Genomic DNA, 12351 nt, shown 5'->3' on the forward strand with positions numbered 1-12351 from the left:
TTCGTTTATTGACTTTTGTCAACATCTTTATAATAAAAGAGATCTTCAAATTTTTTGTTGAAATACTGAATCATCTTTCCGATCACAAGCTGTCCGGGCCTCCTTTCGCCATTTAAAACTCTGCTCAGAGTCGCCGGGGATACGCCGATTTCAATGGCAAGCTGATTTAAGGAGAGATTGTGTTCAATCATATACTGAAGAACAAAATCTCTTTTGATATGAATCTTTTTTACCATGATTACTCCCCTTTCTAATCTCTTATGTTCCTTTTTGTCTATATTGAACATAAACGATTTGTTAACTTTTGTCAATACTTTTATCATCCATATGTTTCCTATAGGCAATATTCGTACTAAAATATTTTATAATAAGAGATTGCGAGGTTTTGGCCATGACGAACTTTGGATACCATTTACGACAATTAAGGGAACGGAAAAAACTGACCGTCAATCAGCTGGCGATGTATTCCGGCGTCAGTTCGGCCGGCATTTCGCGAATTGAAAACGGAAAGCGCGGCGTGCCGAAGCCGGCGACGATCAGAAAACTGGCGGATGCTTTGAAAGTCCCGTATGAGGAACTGATGGCATCCGCAGGCTATATCAGCGCATCTACAGTCCAGGAAGCAAGAAGCAGCTACGATTCCATTTACGACATCGTTTCACAGTACGATTTAGAGGATCTTTCTCTGTTTGACAGCGAAAAGTGGAAGGTGCTCTCAAAGAAAGACATCGAAAACCTGGACAAATATTTCGACTTTCTCGTGCAGGAAGCAAGCAGCCGAAACAAAAACTGAATACCTTCTCCGCAGCGCACGCCCCCCTTTTTATCATTTTCGTCTGTTTTCGACCCTGCTGTTATTTTATCCCTTATGTTAACTTTTGTCAATATTTTTCCTGTCTAAGTATTTCCTTTAGTCAACATTTGTATTAAACTGTTTATATCATGAATTTGCGGGGGAGATGGCGATGACAATGTTCGGCGAACGACTCAAAGAGCTGAGGGAACAAAGAAGCCTGTCTGTTAATCAGCTTGCTATGTATGCCGGTGTGAGCGCCGCTGCCATTTCCAGAATCGAAAACGGCCACCGCGGCGTTCCAAAGCCCGCGACGATCAGAAAATTGGCCGATGCTCTGAAAATGCCGTACGAGCAGCTCATGGATATTGCCGGTTATATGAGGGCTGACGAGATTCGCGAACAACCGCGCGGCTATGTCACGATGCAGGACATCGCGGCCAAGCATGGCGTCGAAGATCTGTGGCTGTTTGAGCCCGGAAAATGGGACTGCTTGTCCCGCGAAGACCTGCTCAACCTCGAACAATACTTTCATTTTTTGGTCAATGAAGCGAAAAAACGCCAATCATAAAAAGCCGAATTTCTCTTTAGCAGAAATTCGGCTTTTTTCGGCTGCCATTTAAGCGGCATCCGGATTCGGCGTCTTGCCTTTATGATGCTTAACGGGGCTCAGCGCACGTTCAAGCCATCCCATGAACAGATCGGCGATGATCGCCATCAGTGCCGTCGGGATCGCGCCTGCCAGAATGATCGCTGTTCCGTTGGTCGCGTTTGACCCCCTGACAATGATGTCCCCGAGGCCGCCAGCGCCGACAAACGTGCCGATGGCCGTGATGCCGATCGCGATGACGAGCGCGGTTCTGAGCCCTGCCATAATGACCGACAAAGCGAGCGGAAGCTCCACCATCCGGAGCACTTGAAATTTCGTCATGCCCATCGCCTTCCCTGATTCAAGGTAGGCGTGCTCAATGCTGACGATTCCCGTATATGTGTTTCGAATAATCGGCAAAAGCGAATACAAAAACAATGATAGAATCACCGTGTTGGCGCCGAGTCCCATGACTAGCATCAAGACGGCGAGCATCGCAAGCGCCGGAATCGTTTGAATGACATTGGTGATGGAAAAGACCCATTTGCTGATCTTCCGGTATCTGGCGATGAAAATACCAACAGGGATGCCGACGACGGCGGCGAATAATACGCCGTATGCCGACATTAAAAAGTGTCGGTAAAATTCCCCCAGCACATAGCTCCCGTTTTGCGCATAATACGTCCAAAGCTGCTGCAGCACTTCCATTTGTCAGCCCCTCCTTTTACTCAAAATAATTGTGCTTCTTTAAAAATTCGTCCGCGACGACAGAAGGCTCTTTCAGTTTTCCATCAACTTCGTAATTGAGCTCCTGCATCGTTTCGGTATCGATTTTTCCGATCAGTTTATTGATGGTCTCTTTAAGCTCTGGATGTTCCTTCAGCACTTTTTCCGGCACGACCGGCGAACAGTCATACGGCGGGAAAAAGCGTTTATCGTCTTTTAACAGCTTTAAATCATAGGCTTTGATCCTGCCGTCCGTTGAATAGGCAAGAACGATATCCATTTTGCCGTTTTTGACGGCGTCATAAACGAGTCCGATCTGCATTGGAAAGGTCGAGCCGAATGAAAATCCGTATTCCTGTTTAAATCCCGGATATCCGTCGCCTTTTCGTTTCAGCCAGGCATTGTCAACGCCAAGCTTCAGTTTATCCGCGTCTTTTTTCAGATCGGATATGGTTTCATAGTTCCCTTTTTCAGCGAGTTCTTTCGTGACTGTAAAAGCGTACGTATTGTCAAATCCGTAAGAATCAAACCATTTGTAGTTGAATTTCTTTTTAAAGTCCTGCTGTACGATGTGAAGCGCTTTTTCCGGGTCTTTCTCCGCTTCCCTTCCAAGCGTGCTTGTCAGATCTGTTCCCGAATAGCGCGTCGCTGAAATGTCGATGTCTCCGCCGAGCATGGCCTGGTGCTGCACATAGTTTGAGCCGAGGTTTTTGACAAGCACCGTATTGAGATCTGTATCATGCTCGATCAAAAGCGAGATCATATTGGCAAGAATTTCGGATTCGGTCAGGTTTTGCGCCCCGATTTTGATCGTTTTATCGGAAGCCCCGCCAAGACCCGGCAGCGCACAGCCGCTGATCAAAAGCAAGAAGACCAGCATGACGGCGCCGAGCCGTCTCAATTTTTTTGTTTGCATAAGAGCCAACTCCTTATGATACTTCCTTCATCCCTTTTAATCCTTGGGGCGTGACTTTGTCTTCGGTTTTCGACAGCATATAGTCGATCACAATGGCCAGTATCGTAACCGGCACCGCTCCGGCGATAATGTACTCAGGCTGGTACAGGTTGAGCCCGATAAAAATATAGTCGCCGAGTCCGCCGCCGCCGATAAAAGCCGCGAGCGTCGCCCAGCCGATTAAGTAAACGGTGGAAGTCCGGATGCCTGCCATGATCACCGGCACCGACAGCGGCAGTTCGATCAGGCGGATTTGTTCCCATGCAGTCATACCGATTCCCTTTCCTGATTCAAGCAAATTTTGATTGACGCCTTTTACGCCCGTGTAAGTGTTTCTCAGAATCGGTAGGACTGAATAGAAAAACAGCGCGACAATCGCCGGAATCTTTCCCACTCCGAGGAGCGGAATAAAAAACGCCAGAATCGCCAAACTCGGCAGCGTTTGAATGATATTAACAATTCCAATCACGACGCCGGCCCCTTTTTTCATTCTCGTTAAAACGACACCGAGCGGAACCGCGATAATGATGCCGAGCAGCACCGCAAAAATGGATATATATAAGTGCTCCCATGTTTTATAAAGCATTTCCCCGCCGTTGTTCTGGAGAAATTGGACGATCTGATTCATGATTGATGCACCTCCCTGCATTTAACGTTGGACAAGGGTTTCTTCATCTCCCCAAATCGAGTCGTACACGATGTCGACAAGGTTTGCCCTTGTGACAATTCCGACAAGGCGCCCTTCTTCATCAAGAACGGGAACATATTTGAATCCTCTTTTCAAAATTTTTCGGACGGTATCTCTGATGAGCGTGCCTTTTTGAACGGAGTAGACATTCTCATTGACAACCTCTCCGACCGTGACGGCTTTTTTCCGGTATTGATCGATGATTTCAACATCGATATATCCTTTTAAGACATTGCGTTCGTCCACAACAAGCAGTGAATCGACGCGGCGCTCCCTCATCACTTGAATCGCTTCAGTCAGGTTTTTTTCACTCGTAATCGTGACCGGATTCGGATTCATCACTTGTTCGACATGCTCGATGTCAGGACGGGACTGAAGAAGCCGTTCTTTTCCGATGAACTCCTCAACGAATTCATCAGCCGGATTCCGCAAAATGTCGTCAGGCGTTCCGACTTGAACAATCTCGCCGGCACGAAGAATCACAATTCTGTCGGCAAGCTTGATCGCTTCATCCATATCGTGGGTCACAAAGACAATCGTTTTGTCCAGCGATTTCTGCAGCTTTTTGAACTCTTCCTGAAGCGAATCACGGGTGATCGGGTCCAGCGCTCCGAACGGTTCATCCATTAAAATGAGGGGCGGCTCTGCCGCAAGCGCCCGCAGCACGCCGATTCTCTGCTGCTGTCCGCCGCTTAGTTCATGAGGATAGCGGTTCAAATATTCCGGCCCCATATCAACGAGCTGAAGCAGTTCCTCCGCCCGCTTCTTCCGTTTTTCTTCCGGCCATTTCAAAAGCCTTGGAACAAGCGTGATATTCTGCTGAATCGTCATATGGGGAAAGAGTCCGATTTGCTGAATGACATAGCCGATTTTCCGGCGCAGCTCCACCGGGTCCTGATCCATTATGTTTTCTCCGTCGATGTAAATGCTTCCTGAAGTCGGTTCAATTAAACGGTTGATCATTTTCATCGTCGTTGTCTTCCCGCAGCCGCTCGGTCCGATAAAGACGATAAATTCACCTTTTGCTATATCAAGATCAATGTTCTTGACCGCTTTTTTTCCGCCTTTATAAACCTTCGATACATTTTCTAGCTTCAGCAAAACGCACACCTCCATCTGTTTTTTAAAAATTTCAACATCTCATTTATTATAAAATACACTTTGTAAAATAAAAAGTTTACAAAGTGTTTAAATTATATATATAAGACATAAAAATATATGTTAACGGCATCAATCTGCTGGTTATTCTTAAAATTACGGCCGATTTCTTTATTTTCCTGCCGTTTTAGTGTTTTCAACCGCTAGCAAAATTATGATATATTGACAATAAAATTGGCTGCCCGAAGGGATGATGTGCTTTGGAGGAAAACGCTTTAAAGGCGATTAAACAAGCGGAAGAACATTTCATAGAAAAAATCGCGGAAAACATGAATACGTACGGTATATCATCAACTGTCGGCCGCGTGCTCGGGATTATCTATATGAACAGAAAGCCGATGACTTTAAATGAACTGTCAGAAGAAACGGGCATGAGCAAAACGAGAATGAGCCAGGTCGTCCGCGAAATGCTCGATTTAAATATAGCCGAAAAAGTTTTTGAAAAAGGCGTCCGCAAAGATTTGTATGATGTCGAACAAGATTATTACCAAACGTTTATTTCATTGTTTACGGCCAACTGGAGCAAAGTCGTCAAAAAGAACAGGATGATCGGGAAGAAAATCAGAAAAGAGCTGTTGGAAGCCCTTGAGGAAGAAGGCCTTTCACCCGAAACCGAAGCTAAAATCAATGAGCTGCTGGCAGAAACAAAACAATGGATCGATTACTGCGAGTGGCTTGACAATCTGATCGCGTTTTTAGAAAGCGAAGAAATCTTCAAGCATGTGCCGAAACCTTCATAAATTGAAAAAAAGCTGCAAAGAATAAAGCAGCTTTTTTTGCTTTTTCTCCAATCATCCCGACAAAACCGGAAACATCCCTTTTAAGCCCGTGCCGATCATGCCGACCGCCACGACCGCCAAAATCAAGCCCATCAGCCGGGTGATCACATTCATTTCCGTCTGCCCCAATTTGTTGCTGATCAGCGTCGAATAATGAAAAGCCGCAAACGTCAGCAGGAGGACGGCGGCGATGCCGATGATCATACCGCCAAAATGAACCAGGCTGCGGCTGCCGGCCGAAAGGCTCATCACCGTTGCAATCGTTCCGGGCCCCGAAATGATCGGAATGCTGAGCGGCGTCACCGAGATATCCTCTTTTTCCTTGCTCTCGCGGTGCTCATCATGATGGAGCGACTGAACATGAGACTGCTTCGCATTCAGCAGATTGTAGGCAATTCCGAAAATAAAAATACCGCCGGCAACTCGCAACGCATGGATGTTGATGTCAAAAAGCCTGAAGATGAACTCTCCGAATATGAGAAACGCGATCAGAATCAGAAACGATAAAATTGCTGCCTTTCTCGCCAATGCGGTGCGTTCTTTTGCTTCATAGCCTTCTGTGAGCGCCAAAAAGATCGGCACATTGCCTATCGGATTTGTGACGGCGAACAATGATACAAAAACATGGATGATAAAAGCAAACACGGTTTACCACTCCTTTCTTCGTAAAAAAATATGGGTAATCGATTTTTACCTCCGACGTTGGCCGCTTAAACTTTCAAAAAACAATGTCATCTTGCGGCACTTTCCTTTATAATAATTTTTTATAGGATAAAATAACTATTTCAAAGGAGATTTTATTTTTATGACATGTTCAAAGTGCGGCCATCAAACAGATGGCGGAAAATTTTGTGAGCAGTGCGGGGCAAGCTTGGCAGGCGGCAGTGCTGACAGCAAGGCTCCCGCTGAAACGCCGCAGGCAGCGAGGTACACGGAGGCGGCGAAACAAGCGTCTTCCATGTATTTTTCCTTTTGTTTAAAGGTATTGAAACGACCGTATACCGAAATGAAAAACGCGGGGGAACAGCACATCCTCAACAGCATCATCACAATGGTGATCTTTGCGCTTACAGTGCCGCTGATGTTTTACTTCGGCCTCAAAGGCTTTTTTGACTCTCTGGGGGACTATTCCGGATTATTCGGCCGATCCTACGCAATGCCGACATTTTTTGATATCGTCGTCAAGCCCGCTTTTACCTTTGCTATTTATATTTTCTTATTATTTGTTTTTACATACGCAGGTGTGCGCATTCGAGGTGTGCAAGCGACATTTAAGGAAGTGCTCGGACGGTTTGGAACGGTGCTTGTTCCTTTCGTCGCACTTCTGCTCGCCGCATTGCTCTTATCATTCATGCAAACGGGTTTGTTTGTATACATTCTTTTCTTTGCCCTTTGCGGTATCGCCTTTTTAATTCCGCCGGCTGTCATCTTGAGCTACCACGAAAAAGCGGCAGGCGCTGTTGATACGATTTACGCGACGCTGATCGTCTATTTGCTGACATTTATGTCTGTGCGGATCATGGGAGATTTGTTTCTTGAATATTTCGGAAGGATCGGAGGCTCTATATTAGGGCGGCTGTTTTAGTGAAGTAAAAAGCCTTTTTCCTCAAAGGAAAAAGGCTTTTTTTTATTCTATTGACGTCAAGAGCAATTGTCCGTTCTCGATGGAGGCATGATATGTCCAATGGTACGTTTTTAACTGTTTTTTTCCGCCTTTAATGATATTGATTTTCTCTGTTGTCTTAATCGTTGCCTCCCGCCCGTTTTGCTTCCAGCTGTTTACGCTGAAATCTGCAACTTCTTCCTGCGTCCCGCTGTTGTACAGTTTAGTGACAAGTTTCTTTTGATCGTTGTACAGCGGACTTCCTTCTTTCAAGCTGTCGCGGACAAGGCCGAAATTGTTTGTGTTGATGGCGCCTTGAAGACTGTATAAATACGTTTCAATGGCGGAAGCAACCTTTTGATCAGTGAGCTCTTCATCTGCTGATGCATTGTTCACAGCTCCTTTTGCCGAAGCCCATGCCGATGTGTATTCCTTCGGATTGTCATTTTTGATTTCTTTTTGATGTTCGATATTGATAACGGCTTCAGGATCGCTTTTTTCGACGAACCACTTTTTCTTGCTTTCTGAATAGACCAGTGTATACGTATAGCCGCTATCGTTTTCTTCCAGTTCAGGGGAACTGTAGTCGTCATAATAAGCCGATTTATGCTTTTCAATCCCTTTAACCTCTGTTTTCCATTGCCCGTCTTCTTTGTACAGCCGAAACGAATCAAGATCAAATACGGTAGATAAGTAGGTGCCTTTATAGTAGGTGCTGCTGCTTTTCAGCCCGTCCGTGACCTCTTTCAGGCTAGTTTGATAAGACGTCGCGGCCAGTGTCATGCCGCTGTCATCGCCGCTTGCAAAGGCCTTTGCTGCTTCTTTTGTATGACTGACGACCGTGGTCATCATCTCATCCATAAATTCCTTGTCTGAAGCAAGATTGACTTCGATTTCCCCGCTTTCAATCGGCGTTTTTTCGCTTTTCAGCTTCCCCCACGGAAATTGCGCCTCAACCGCAGCAGTCATTGAACCGTCAGTCAGCACGGGTCCGAATTCCGTTCCTTTGAACGGGTTGATCTTCATCTCCTGATCATTGATCCAGAGCGTTCCTTTCAAGTTTTCATAGCCTTCTCCAAAGACGAGCTTTGCCATGTGCCCGTCAAGGTCCGCATTAACCTTCACATCACCTTGGAGGGCAGTGACCTTTTCCGCTTTTTCAAGGTCGGCGATTCCGCTTTTCAGCTTTGCCTTCACCTCGTAAATACCGGGAACAAACGGGCCGATTTTTTTCTCGAAGTTTTCTTTTTCTGTTGTGATGACCTTCTCACCGTTAACAAACAGGCCGGTATCTTTATAGTTTGTCTTAACCGTTAAATAGACAGGCACCGTGTTCAAGACATAGTGGTCATAGATCCAAAAACGTCTGCCCTTTTTTTCGATCGTCATCAATGGATGGCCGGCACCGCTCTTTAAGGATGAGATCAGCTCTTTTTCTTCATCCGGATGTTCTTTCAAATAATCGAGGAGCGGCTTGACGTTTTTCTCCGTGACAGCCAGATCCACGTCTGATGATTGAAGCAGTTTTGCTGCTTTCTTGGCATCTTTCTGATCGAGGGCAGCTTCAAAATCGGAAATCAGTTTTTCCTTTGAAGTGAGTGCTTCACCGGTTTTATAGCCGGCAAACAATAAAATCAAGCAGGCCGCGATTGCTGCCATGATGATGATTCTTTTTCGTGTCATCGCACGCTGATACCCTGCCGCCGGATCGGAAGCTCGTTCCTCGTCCACCCGCGCGCCGCAATGCTTGCAATACAGCGCATTTTTTGTTCGTTCCCTTCCACATTCCTTGCAAAAATTCATGACTTTCCTCCTATAAAACTTAAACCTCTTTAGTCATTTTATACTATATTTATCGTAAGAAGGGAGTTAATCTTAAGGCAGCATTAAAAAAAGCCAAACGAATGCGCTGATCCGTTTGACTTTTTTTTCATTATTTTAAAAAGTATTTTTCGATATCATCAAGCATCAGATTCGCTGCAAGGACGCCCCCGGCTGTATTCCAGACGGCATCGCTCACTTTATGGACGTTTCCTTTTTTGGAGACGCTTAAATTTTTAAAGAGCGGATCGTTGATATAGTTGTCTCAATGGCGCTTGCTTTGTCATCGCCTGTCTCATACGTGTAATAAAAAAGCACGTCTCCATCCATATCAGGAATTTGCTCCTTTGTCACTTCCATTTGTCCGAGATCGTTGGCTTCCTGGCCTTTAGGCCTTGCAAAACCGAGCTGATCCAAAACCGTTCCGGCAAACGATCCCTTGTGATAGATGCGGGTATCGGCATCTGTAAAGCGGACGAGAGAGACTTTTTGCTTCACTTTATCGCCGAGCTTTTCATGAATGTCTTCAACACGCTTGTCAAAGTCAGCGATGACTTTTTCGCCTTCTGCTTTTTTATTGAGCGCCTCGGCTGTCAGCTTAAAGTTGTCTTTCCATTCCCCTGACAATGTCTCGGCAAATACGGTCGGCGCGATGGCTTTCAGCTTGTCGTATACTTCTTCTTGGCGGATTTTGTTGCCGATGATGAGGTCAGGGTTCAGGCTCGCGATTTTTTCAATATTCGGCGCAGCTTCCGTTCCGACGTTCTCTACGCCTTTCATTTTATCTTTAATATGATCATACCATGGATCTCCCAGCCAGGATTGAACGGCGCCGACAGGTTTAACACCCAGGGCGAGCACTGCTTCTGTCGCTTCATTCGTCAGCACAACGACTTTTTTCGGAGTGCCGTCAATTGTCGCTGTTCCCATTGCGTGCTTTACAGTATAGGAATCTTTGCTGTCGTTCTTCTCCGCAGCTTGTTCTTTATCTTGATTTCCACAGGCGGCTAATATAAGGAAAAGCGCAGCGAACAGCGCAAACCATTTAAAACGTTTCATGATATGCTGTATCCCCTTTTCTCAAATGATTTTCATTATCAATTAGATTATATAATGAAACAACCCAAAGTCAATATGAAATTCCTATAAATCTGCTTTGGATGATGCTGAAGACCGTTTTTAAGCTGTTATACAGGTGGGATTATCCAGTGGAAGCGGCGAGAGCTGGTGAATCAGAAAAAGGGTTCGCCGTCGTGGCTGAGGAAGTCCGCAAGCTTGCCGAGGAAACAAAAAATGCTTCGACTGATATTTCAGCTACCATCCACTCAATACAAGACGGGATAACCCATTCAGTCGAATCGATGAAAGACAGCCAGCAAGCTGCACATACAGGCATCGAAAAAGTCAAACAAACGGGGCAGTCCTTTACAAGCATCCATCAATCTATCCATGATGTGACAGCAAATATTCAGCTTATCAAAGATGATATCCAAGCTGTTGAAGAACATACAAAACAAATGCGCGATATCGTCAAACAAGTGCACGATTATTCAGTGAACACAAGCGAAAACGTAAACAATTCATCCGCTTTAACAGAGGAGCAGTCACCGATTACGGCAGAAATCGCCAAAGCATCAGAAGACCTGGCGGTTATAGCGTAGGACCTTCAAGAAAAGATTTCTCAGTTTAAAATGTAGAGCAATTAAATAACACCCTCGCTTAAAAGACGCAAGGGTGTTATTTTTATTTTGAAGATAAGTAAAAAAATCATAAAGTGATACATAATGTCCAACACATTTAAGTCCATTGAATGTAGTATGTATGATTTATTTTTTATGCTTTGTCAAAAAAATAACCAAATAGAACATTTAACAGTACTCTCATCTTGACAGCCAAATAGTTAGAATCCTGTACGTGGCATAGATGTTTAATTAAAAGATCACTCTATTTATTGTTTATCTTTTTGTATCGAATATAAAAAGAAAGATCTATTAACGATCCAAGCATTATTCCTATAGAAAGACCATACGATAAAATATTAAAAACGACTCCAAGGAAAAGCCCTAAACAAAAACCGATTACAAGAAATACCGCGCCATCCCCTTTATAATGTTTCAAATTAAACAGCTCCTTAAATGTATAAGTTAATTATAGCATATTCTCCCAAAAATTCTTTTAATACCATGAAACTCCATTCAACTATTTTTTCTTAATAAAACAATAGTTTTTTAGTTCAAACACTAAGATAATTATTCCGCTTTTACTTCTGAATACTTATAGTGTATATTTTCAAGTGGAGGGATTTAAATGAAAAATTTGGCTTTATCCATTCTCTATCTTTTAGGATTTGTGATGTTAAGCAGCTGGTCGGTTTCATTTGGAGAAATGTTCGGAGTCAATGTTTCAGCTATACCTCAGTTTATTTTAGCGATGCTGTACACACTTATCATAGGAGGCTATACGGGTCTTCCTTTAATTTATATCAAATTCAAAAAATCTGAAACGTTGTTTTTCACGAATCAAAAGGTCTTCCTCATCACCTTAGGATTGGGTGGGCTGCTTTCCTGCGCGGCTTACAGCCTTCAGCAAACGCTCTCTTCCATTGCGATAGCAATGCTGTCGATCATTGGTTTTTTGATCATTGGCATTAGCGGTTTTCTTCCCGCCTGGCTTCTGAAACCTGTGAAAAGTCTGTGATAACGGGTGGGCTTTTTCTTAGGCTGAAGGGTTGTTGGAGCCCAAGGTTGTAAACAGTGCTAGACAAAATGGGGCAGAAAATACCTTTCCGATTCATAAAAACAACAATTTGCTATCACCATTTACAAATTAATGAAAATTCCTTATGATATAGATGTAATCTCAGAAACCATGTTGTATATATTAAGAAGACCGAAGTGCTCCAACACTTCGGCTTGTACAAAAAGCCGGCCCTTCGAAGGGGCTTGCTCAGATTGATCTAAAATAGACCACTCCCTATCACTTTCCAGGCTCAAGGGGCGGTCTATTTTTCTTTGTTCTTTGACAACATGGCAATCAGCATGCCAAAAGCAATCATTAAAGAGATTGTTTCATATGCTGTCACTTTTATCACCCCCTTTCAGAAGGGGATGAGCAAGACTTCCCTTGAGTGAGCAAAGCTTTTTATACGAGGTAGATTATACCATACCAAGCAGAGTGTTAAATAAAATAAAAAACCCTTTTCCCTCATGAAATTTGCTTTTCCACCGAAAAAAATGCTC

General features: G+C 44.2%; 13 protein-coding genes and 1 pseudogene. 6 read left to right on the forward strand and 8 right to left on the reverse strand.

The annotated features are described in order from the left end of the window. Nucleotides 1–5: 5 nt before the first annotated feature. Nucleotides 6–239 (reverse strand): helix-turn-helix transcriptional regulator, encoded by a 234-nt coding sequence (locus MHH76_RS18125; protein ID WP_085959538.1) that lies wholly within the window; start codon nucleotides 237–239, stop codon nucleotides 6–8. A 152-nt stretch (nucleotides 240–391) separates the two neighbouring features. On the opposite strand from MHH76_RS18125, the gene MHH76_RS18130 reads away from it, so the two are divergent. Beyond that, nucleotides 392–793, forward strand: coding sequence for a transcriptional regulator (locus MHH76_RS18130; RefSeq protein ID WP_020452987.1), 402 nt, complete (start codon nucleotides 392–394; stop codon nucleotides 791–793). 172 nt (nucleotides 794–965) lie between these two features. Further along, entirely contained in the window at nucleotides 966–1364 is a 399-nt protein-coding gene (locus MHH76_RS18135; protein WP_023856314.1) for a helix-turn-helix transcriptional regulator, read from the forward strand. A gap of 48 nt (nucleotides 1365–1412) precedes the next feature. Here the strand turns inward: MHH76_RS18135 and MHH76_RS18140 are convergent, their stop codons facing one another. The 4 genes from MHH76_RS18140 to MHH76_RS18155 are packed head-to-tail and all read right to left on the reverse strand — an operon-like array spanning nucleotide 1413 to nucleotide 4852. Then, the gene (locus MHH76_RS18140) at nucleotides 1413–2090 is read right to left on the reverse strand and encodes an ABC transporter permease (protein ID WP_020452989.1); all 678 of its coding nucleotides are present in this window, start codon (nucleotides 2088–2090) and stop codon (nucleotides 1413–1415) included. A gap of 16 nt (nucleotides 2091–2106) precedes the next feature. Next, complete coding sequence (gene opuCC, locus MHH76_RS18145) at nucleotides 2107–3024, reverse strand: osmoprotectant ABC transporter substrate-binding lipoprotein OpuCC (protein ID WP_023856315.1); 918 nt, start codon at nucleotides 3022–3024, stop codon at nucleotides 2107–2109. Between the two features lie 13 nt (nucleotides 3025–3037). Beyond that, nucleotides 3038–3691: an ABC transporter permease gene (locus MHH76_RS18150; protein ID WP_020452991.1), complete on the reverse strand. Its 654-nt coding sequence runs from the start codon at nucleotides 3689–3691 to the stop codon at nucleotides 3038–3040. Nucleotides 3692–3712: 21 nt separating this feature from the next. Then, nucleotides 3713–4852: a betaine/proline/choline family ABC transporter ATP-binding protein gene (locus tag MHH76_RS18155; RefSeq protein ID WP_020452992.1), complete on the reverse strand. Its 1140-nt coding sequence runs from the start codon at nucleotides 4850–4852 to the stop codon at nucleotides 3713–3715. Nucleotides 4853–5109: 257 nt separating this feature from the next. Between MHH76_RS18155 and MHH76_RS18160 the strand changes: the two genes are divergently transcribed. Beyond that, entirely contained in the window at nucleotides 5110–5649 is a 540-nt protein-coding gene (locus MHH76_RS18160; RefSeq protein ID WP_020452993.1) for a GbsR/MarR family transcriptional regulator, read from the forward strand. A 51-nt stretch (nucleotides 5650–5700) separates the two neighbouring features. Here the strand turns inward: MHH76_RS18160 and MHH76_RS18165 are convergent, their stop codons facing one another. After that, nucleotides 5701–6333: an NAAT family transporter gene (locus tag MHH76_RS18165; protein ID WP_020452994.1), complete on the reverse strand. Its 633-nt coding sequence runs from the start codon at nucleotides 6331–6333 to the stop codon at nucleotides 5701–5703. Nucleotides 6334–6493: 160 nt separating this feature from the next. Between MHH76_RS18165 and MHH76_RS18170 the strand changes: the two genes are divergently transcribed. Beyond that, entirely contained in the window at nucleotides 6494–7273 is a 780-nt protein-coding gene (locus tag MHH76_RS18170) for a zinc ribbon domain-containing protein (protein ID WP_020452995.1), read from the forward strand. A 42-nt stretch (nucleotides 7274–7315) separates the two neighbouring features. On the opposite strand, the gene MHH76_RS18175 is transcribed toward MHH76_RS18170, so the two are convergent. Beyond that, a complete protein-coding gene (locus MHH76_RS18175; protein ID WP_043054477.1) occupies nucleotides 7316–9094 on the reverse strand; it encodes a zinc ribbon domain-containing protein in 1779 nt (592 codons plus the stop codon). Nucleotides 9095–9224: 130 nt separating this feature from the next. Beyond that, nucleotides 9225–10171, reverse strand: a pseudogene (locus tag MHH76_RS18180) (iron-siderophore ABC transporter substrate-binding protein). 149 nt (nucleotides 10172–10320) lie between these two features. Here MHH76_RS18180 and MHH76_RS18185 point away from each other — a divergent pair. Next, the gene (locus MHH76_RS18185; RefSeq protein ID WP_043054478.1) at nucleotides 10321–10773 is read left to right on the forward strand and encodes a methyl-accepting chemotaxis protein; all 453 of its coding nucleotides are present in this window, start codon (nucleotides 10321–10323) and stop codon (nucleotides 10771–10773) included. A 646-nt stretch (nucleotides 10774–11419) separates the two neighbouring features. Next, entirely contained in the window at nucleotides 11420–11809 is a 390-nt protein-coding gene (locus MHH76_RS18190) for a hypothetical protein (protein ID WP_043054479.1), read from the forward strand. The last annotated feature ends 542 nt before the right edge of the window (nucleotides 11810–12351 follow it).

It is taken from the genome of Bacillus sp. FSL L8-0193 (genome assembly GCF_037976065.1).
GTDB lineage: Bacteria > Bacillota > Bacilli > Bacillales > Bacillaceae > Bacillus > Bacillus paralicheniformis.

Bases quoted from the DNA above. Each gene is read 5' to 3' on its own strand.
- MHH76_RS18130 (WP_020452987.1), top strand. From the start codon at position 392: ATGACGAACTTTGGATACCATTTACGACAATTAAGGGAACGGAAAAAA.
- MHH76_RS18135 (WP_023856314.1), top strand. From the start codon at position 966: ATGACAATGTTCGGCGAACGACTCAAAGAGCTGAGGGAACAAAGAAGC.
- MHH76_RS18140 (WP_020452989.1), bottom strand. From the start codon at position 2,090: ATGGAAGTGCTGCAGCAGCTTTGGACGTATTATGCGCAAAACGGGAGC.
- opuCC (WP_023856315.1), bottom strand. From the start codon at position 3,024: ATGCAAACAAAAAAATTGAGACGGCTCGGCGCCGTCATGCTGGTCTTC.
- MHH76_RS18150 (WP_020452991.1), bottom strand. From the start codon at position 3,691: ATGAATCAGATCGTCCAATTTCTCCAGAACAACGGCGGGGAAATGCTT.
- MHH76_RS18170 (WP_020452995.1), top strand. From the start codon at position 6,494: ATGACATGTTCAAAGTGCGGCCATCAAACAGATGGCGGAAAATTTTGT.
- MHH76_RS18175 (WP_043054477.1), bottom strand. From the start codon at position 9,094: ATGAATTTTTGCAAGGAATGTGGAAGGGAACGAACAAAAAATGCGCTG.
- MHH76_RS18190 (WP_043054479.1), top strand. From the start codon at position 11,420: ATGAAAAATTTGGCTTTATCCATTCTCTATCTTTTAGGATTTGTGATG.